Source organism: Nonomuraea cavernae, from assembly GCF_040655715.1.
Lineage (GTDB): Bacteria > Actinomycetota > Actinomycetes > Streptosporangiales > Streptosporangiaceae > Nonomuraea > Nonomuraea cavernae_A.
Genome location: NZ_JBFAKL010000019.1, coordinates 170,268 through 176,656 on the forward strand (window position 1 = coordinate 170,268; position 6,389 = coordinate 176,656).

General features: G+C 71.2%; 5 protein-coding genes, 1 pseudogene and 2 riboswitches. Of the genes and pseudogenes, 4 read left to right on the forward strand and 2 right to left on the reverse strand.

The window, feature by feature from the left end:
• The first annotated feature begins 70 nt into the window (after nucleotides 1-70).
• From AB0I38_RS26435 to AB0I38_RS26450, 4 genes are all read left to right on the forward strand, one after another.
• Complete coding sequence (locus AB0I38_RS26435; RefSeq protein ID WP_189122872.1) at nucleotides 71-541, forward strand: bifunctional nuclease family protein; 471 nt, start codon at nucleotides 71-73, stop codon at nucleotides 539-541.
• A 147-nt stretch (nucleotides 542-688) separates the two neighbouring features.
• Nucleotides 689-1,309 (forward strand): MerR family transcriptional regulator, encoded by a 621-nt coding sequence (locus tag AB0I38_RS26440; protein ID WP_358474219.1) that lies wholly within the window; start codon nucleotides 689-691, stop codon nucleotides 1,307-1,309.
• An 18-nt stretch (nucleotides 1,310-1,327) separates the two neighbouring features.
• Nucleotides 1,328-1,418, forward strand: a riboswitch (glycine riboswitch).
• A riboswitch (glycine riboswitch) is annotated at nucleotides 1,419-1,516 on the forward strand. It abuts the riboswitch before it with no gap.
• Nucleotides 1,517-1,570: 54 nt separating this feature from the next.
• Nucleotides 1,571-4,432, forward strand: a complete 2,862-nt coding sequence (gcvP, locus tag AB0I38_RS26445; RefSeq protein ID WP_358474236.1) for an aminomethyl-transferring glycine dehydrogenase — start codon at nucleotides 1,571-1,573, stop codon at nucleotides 4,430-4,432.
• A 135-nt stretch (nucleotides 4,433-4,567) separates the two neighbouring features.
• Nucleotides 4,568-5,371, forward strand: a complete 804-nt coding sequence (locus AB0I38_RS26450; RefSeq protein WP_358474247.1) for a tetratricopeptide repeat protein — start codon at nucleotides 4,568-4,570, stop codon at nucleotides 5,369-5,371.
• A 38-nt stretch (nucleotides 5,372-5,409) separates the two neighbouring features.
• On the opposite strand, the gene AB0I38_RS26455 is transcribed toward AB0I38_RS26450, so the two are convergent.
• Nucleotides 5,410-5,760 (reverse strand): hypothetical protein, encoded by a 351-nt coding sequence (locus AB0I38_RS26455; RefSeq protein WP_358474262.1) that lies wholly within the window; start codon nucleotides 5,758-5,760, stop codon nucleotides 5,410-5,412.
• Between the two features lie 85 nt (nucleotides 5,761-5,845).
• Nucleotides 5,846-6,297: pseudogene (locus AB0I38_RS26460) on the reverse strand (RNA-guided endonuclease TnpB family protein); the annotation flags it as partial.
• Between the last annotated feature and the right edge of the window lie 92 nt (nucleotides 6,298-6,389).

The window sequence follows — 6,389 nt, forward strand, 5'->3', positions numbered from 1 at the left end:
ACGTTGAATTGCAGAAGCGGACCAGAAATGAGCCGTGCCGGGTCACCGGCCGGTCGATACGGAGCAGCCCGTGTTGCAGATGGAGGTCGTGGGCGTTCGGGTAGAAATGCCCACAAATCAGCCGATCGTCTTGCTCAAGGAGGCACACGGGGAGCGGTTCCTTCCTATATGGATCGGCATGACCGAAGCGACGGCCATCGCGTTGGCCCAAGCGGAGGAGCCACCTCCCCGGCCGCTCACGCACGACCTTTTCCGGGACGTGCTGAGCGCGCTGGGCGTCGGCCTGCGTGCCGTCAACATCGTCGCCCTGCGCGAGGGCATCTTCTTCGCCGATCTCGTCTTCTCCAACGGCGTGGAGGTGAGCGCGCGGCCGTCCGACTCGATCGCGCTCGCCCTGCGCACCGGAGCGCGCATCTTCGCCAGCGAAGAGGTCGTCCAGGAGGCCGGGGTGATCATCCCTGACGACCAGGAGGACGAGGTGGAGAAGTTCAGGGAGTTTCTTGACACGATCACTCCCGAGGACTTCGGCAGGGCGGGGTAGGTATTTCAGTGCATTTACGCTTCACGACGCGCCGAGCCGGATCGTTGACTGGGCATGGTCACGGTCCTACGGTGCAAGTGAAACCCGTGGTCGCCCTTTACGAACCCCCAGATCAGACCATGGGATGAGAGAAAGCCGGAGGTCCGCGTGGCGGTCAGCAGCGGCGAGGGAAAGACGGCCGGCCAGGAAGATCCGGTGCGGCGTGAGAGTGCGCGGCAGCGTGCCGGAGAGCAGGGGCTGCTCTTCGACGAGCAGCCGGCGACGCTGCCGATGGACATCGGCTACCGTGGCCCGACGGCCTGCTCGGCGGCCGGCATCACCTACAGGCAGCTCGACTACTGGGCGCGCACCGGCCTGGTCGAACCCACGATAAGGGCCGCTCAGGGCTCCGGTTCGCAGCGCCTCTACAGCTTCCGCGACATCCTGGTGCTCAAGGTCGTCAAGCGGCTGCTCGACACCGGGGTCTCCCTCCAGCAGATCCGCACCGCCGTCCAGCACCTGCGTGACCGCGGGGTGGGCGACCTCGCGCAGATCACCCTGATGAGCGACGGCGTCAGCGTCTACGAGTGCACCTCGGCCGACGAGGTGATCGACCTGCTCCAGGGCGGCCAGGGCGTGTTCGGCATCGCGCTCGGCCGGGTCTGGCGTGAGGTCGAGGGCTCGCTCGCGGAGCTGCCGGGGGAACGCGCGGCGGTCGCGGACACCGTCCCGGCCGACTACCCCGCTGACGAGCTGGCCCAGCGGCGACGGGCTCGCCGCACAGGGTAGTAATCTAGGACAAGCTGGCAACCCCGTGCGGGAGAGTCCCCGGCCAGACCGGGGCGCCGAAGGAGCAACCTCCCCGGAATCTCTCAGGCACCCGTACCGCTCGGGCGAGGCAACTCTGGAAAGCAGGCGCGTCCGCCAGGCGCGTCTCACCGACGGTGCAAGCCCTCCGGGGTGAAGCTCTCAGGTCGACATGACAGAGGGGGAGATCCGGCACGCGCCCGCGCCCCGGCGCCGGTCTCCACAGCCTCGGGAGGCATCTCCATGACCGACCTGTCACTTCCGCCGTTCTCGACCCGGCACATCGGGCCATCGGAGTCCGAGCAGCAGCGCATGCTCGAGACCGTGGGCTTCGAGTCGGTCGCCGACCTGGTGGCCGTGGCCGTGCCCGAGGGCATCAGGACGAAGGACCGGCTGACGCTGCCCGCGGCGGCGAGCGAGCACGAGGCCATCGCCGAGCTGCGCGCCCTGGCCGGCCGCAACCGCGTCCAGACCTCCATGATCGGGCTGGGCTACCACGACACCATCACGCCCGCCGTCATCCGGCGCAACCTGCTGGAGAACCCCGGCTGGTACACCGCCTACACGCCCTACCAGCCCGAGATCTCGCAGGGCCGCCTCGAGGCGCTGCTGAACTTCCAGACCGTGGTGACCGACCTCACGGGGCTCGACGTGGCGGGCGCCTCGCTGCTCGACGAGGCCACCGCCGCCGCCGAGGCCATGACGCTGGCCCGGCGGGCCGGCCGGTCCAAGAGCGCCGTGTTCGTCGTCGACGCCGACGCGCTGCCCCAGACCAAGGCGGTGCTGGCCACCCGCGCCGAGCCGCTCGGCATCACGCTCGTCGAGCACTCCCTCGACGGCGACCTGCCCGAGTGCTTCGGCGTGCTCGTGCAGTATCCGGGCGCCTCCGGCCGGGCCCGCGACTTCCGCTCGGTCGCCGCCGCCGCCCACGACTCGGGCGCCCTCGTGGTGGCCGCCGCCGACCTGCTGGCGCTCACCCTGCTCGCCGCACCGGGCGAGCTGGGCGCCGACATCGCCATCGGCTCCTCCCAGCGGTTCGGCGTGCCGTTCGGCTTCGGCGGCCCGCACGCCGCGTACATGTCCGTACGCGAGGGGTTGCAGCGCCAGATGCCCGGCCGCCTCGTGGGCGTCTCGATCGACGCCGACGGCGACCCCGCCTACCGGCTGGCCCTGCAGACCCGCGAGCAGCACATCCGCCGCGAGAAGGCGACCAGCAACATCTGCACCGCCCAGGTGCTGCTCGCCGTCATCGCCGGGATGTACGCCGTCTACCACGGCCCCGACGGGCTGCGCCGCATCGCCTCCCGGGTGCACCGGCACGCCGCCGTGCTGGCCGAGGGGCTGCGCCGGGCCGGTGTCGAGGTCGTGCACGACGAGTTCTTCGACACCGTGCTGGCCCGCGTGCCCGGCCGCGCGGCCGACGTCGTGCGCGAGGCCGCCGAACGCGGCGTCAACCTCTGGCGCGCCGACGCCGATCACGTCTCCGCCGCCTGCGACGAGAAGACCACGACGGCCGAGCTCGAACACGTCCTCGCGGCCTTCGGCCAGGTGCTCGGCCACCAGGCCGTCACGCGGTCCGAACTCGACCGGCTGGCCGCCGACGCCGGGTTCGACCGGCTGCCCGGCACGCTGGCCCGCGAGTCCGGCTACCTCAGCCACCCGGTCTTCCACAGCCACCGCTCCGAGACCGCGATGCTGCGCTACCTGCGCAGACTCCAGGACAAGGACATCGCGCTCGACCGGTCGATGATCCCGCTCGGCTCGTGCACGATGAAGCTCAACGCGACCACCGAGATGGAGCCCATCACCTGGCCCGAGTTCGCCGCGATCCACCCCTACGCGCCCGAGGAGCAGGCCGCCGGATACCGCGAGCTGATCGAGACGCTGGAGGGCTGGCTGGCCGAGCTGACCGGCTACGACGCCGTCTCCATCCAGCCCAACGCGGGCTCCCAGGGCGAGTTCGCCGGGCTGCTGGCCATCCGCGCCTACCACCGGGCGGGCGGCGACACCGGGCGCGACGTGTGCCTCATCCCGTCGTCGGCCCACGGCACCAACGCGGCCAGCGCCGTCATGGCCGGGATGCGGGTCGTCGTCGTGGCCTGCGACTCCGACGGCAACATCGACCTGCCCGACCTCGACGCCAAGATCGCCAAGCACGGCGCCGAGCTGGCCGCCATCATGGTCACCTACCCGTCCACGCACGGCGTCTACGAGGAGACCATCACCGAGATCTGCGCCAAGGTGCACGACGCCGGCGGCCAGGTCTACGTCGACGGGGCCAACCTCAACGCGCTGGTCGGCCTGGCCAAGCCGGGCCAGTTCGGCGCCGACGTGTCCCACCTCAACCTGCACAAGACGTTCTGCATCCCGCACGGCGGTGGCGGTCCCGGCGTCGGCCCCGTCGCGGTCCGCGGCCACCTGGCCGCCTACCTGCCCGGTCACCCGCTGCGCGACGGCTCGCCGGTCGGCCCGGTGTCGGCCGCCCCCTACGGCTCGGCCGGCATCCTGCCGATCTCCTGGGCGTACATCAGGATGATGGGCGGCGACGGCCTCACCGCGGCGACCGAGCAGGCCATTCTGTCGGCCAACTACCTGGCCCGGCGCCTTGCCCCGCACTACCCGGTGCTCTACACCGGGCGCGGCGGGCTGGTGGCCCACGAGTGCATCGTCGACCTGCGCCCGATCACCAAGGAGACCGGCGTCACCGTCGACGACGTGGCCAAGCGGCTCATCGACTACGGGTTCCACGCGCCCACCATGTCGTTCCCCGTCGCCGGCACCCTGATGATCGAGCCCACCGAGAGCGAGGACCTGGCCGAGCTCGACCGGTTCGCCGACGCGATGATCGCCATCCGGGGCGAGATCGCGCGGGTCGCCTCCGGCGACTACGACAGGACCGACAACCCGCTGCGCAACGCCCCGCACACCGCCGAGGCCGTCACGTCCGACACCTGGGCGCACCCCTACTCCCGGGCCGAGGCGGCCTACCCGCTGCCCTCGCTGCGCGACGGCAAGTACTGGGTTCCGGTACGCCGCATCGACCAGGCCTACGGTGACCGCAACCTGGTGTGCTCCTGCCCGCCGCTCGAGGCGTACGAGGACTGACCTCCGCGTCGTCCCGCGGCCCTTCCCACCCGTCCGGGGAGGGCCGCGGGGCGTTCCGGTCCGGGAGTGTCAAGTCGGCAGACATGATCAGCCGGAGTCGTTAGGCTCGGTGCGATCGCCGCCGAAGGAGCTCTCTTGACGTCTTCCGAGCTGGAGACCCCGCCTCTCGACACCGCCCGCCGCCTGGCCGAGGACGGCGACCTGGAAGGGGCCGCGGCCATCCTCACCGAGCTCGCCGCCGACCCCGACGGGCCCGACCGGGCACAGGCGGCCGTCGGTCTCGCCGTGGTCCTGGAGGAGCGCGGCGACGTCGAGGGCGCCCGCGCCGCGGCCAGGGCCGCGCTGGCCACCGGTCATCCCGAGTTCGCCGCCCAGGCGGCCTGTCACCTGGCGCAGGGGTTCGAACGCGAGGGACGGGCCGAGCAGGCCAGAGGCGCGTGGCAGGCGGTCCTCGGCGTCGGCACCCCCGCCTACGTCCCGCTGGCACATCTCGCGCTGGCCAGGCTCGCTGCCGAGGCCGAGGACTACGACGAGGCGGAGAGCGCGCTGCGCTCGGCCGCCGAGGTGGCGGGCGGCGACGACGAGGTGCGCGTGCACGCGGCGCAGCAGCTCGCCGACCTGCTACTGGAGCGAGGCGAGCCCGGAGCGGCGGCTGAGGTGCTGCTGGAGGCTCTGGAGAGCGCCCCGGGCGACATGGTGGCCCGGCTCCGGGTCCAGCTCGGCATCGCGCATCTGGAGCTCGCCTGCGCGGAGTTCGCCCAGGCGGTCGACGACGGCGGCGACGCCGCCACCAGTGGCCTGGCCATCGAGCTGCTGGCCCGCACGCTGCCGCTGCGCGGCCGGCTCGATGATGCCGACCGCGTCTGGGCCTACGGTCTCGACCATGAGGACGAGGCGCTCGCGGGCGAGGTCCGGCTCCGCCACGGCCGCGACACCTGAGGTCCGCGAGGTCAGCGCGACACCTGAGATCCGCTGGGTCAGCCGCGGCGCATGATGGCCCCTGCGGCGGCCATGTTGATGACCGCGATGGCGAACCAGGTGATGGCGAGGCCGAGGAGACCGGCGTTGGCCGAGGCGATGGCGGTCAGCGGGATGCCGAGGCCCATCGAGCCCAGCGCGATGGGGATCATGGCGGCGCCGGGGTTGCCTTTGGACGGGTGCGGCGCGGGGCCATGGCGCTGCAGCTCGGCGCTCACACGGGCCGCGATCGTCGCGTCGAGCCGTTCGGCGAACGAGTCGACCAGCGCCGCCTCGTAGTCGGGGCCGAGGTCGCGGCGGGCGTCGAGCGTCGCTTGGAGATCCTCGCGGATGGGGCGGTGATCGGGCATGGAATCATCCTCCCTGACGCTCGGCACGCCGTCATCCACCTTTGGGCCATCATGCTCTCCTCCCTTAGTACGGTGCTGTGTGTGCTTAGTACGGTGCTGCCTTGACCTCCTCCCCCTCGTGAACGAGGGGGATTCCCACGGTCGCCCGTGAGGTTTCCTGTTTCATCGCCGGTCGCCCGCCAGGAAGGAGGACTTCCCTTGAGGTCTTACGCCGGCTCCGCAGGCGTTTCAGCTCTCCGCCGGCCCGGCGGCGAGAATGTTGGTGGCCGCGTTGACGTCCCGGTCATGGGAGGCGCCGCAGACGCATACCCAGGTCCGCACGTGGAGCGGCATGGACGGCTGGAGTGTCCCGCACACAGAGCACAGCCTGGAGGAGGGAAACCAGCGATCCACCGCCACAAGCCGTCGCCCGTACCAGCGGCTCTTGTACTCCAGCATGCCGCGCAGCTCCCGCCAGGACGCGTCCGAGATGGCGCGCGCCAGCCTGTGATTCTTGACCATGGTGCGGACGGCCAGGTCTTCCACGGCGATCGTTTGGATGCCCCTATGTTCGTCAAGTGGTCAGGCTGGGGCAGGGGGATGATCGGCTGTCGCTTTTTTGATGATGGAGTAGACCTCGCGGGCGACGT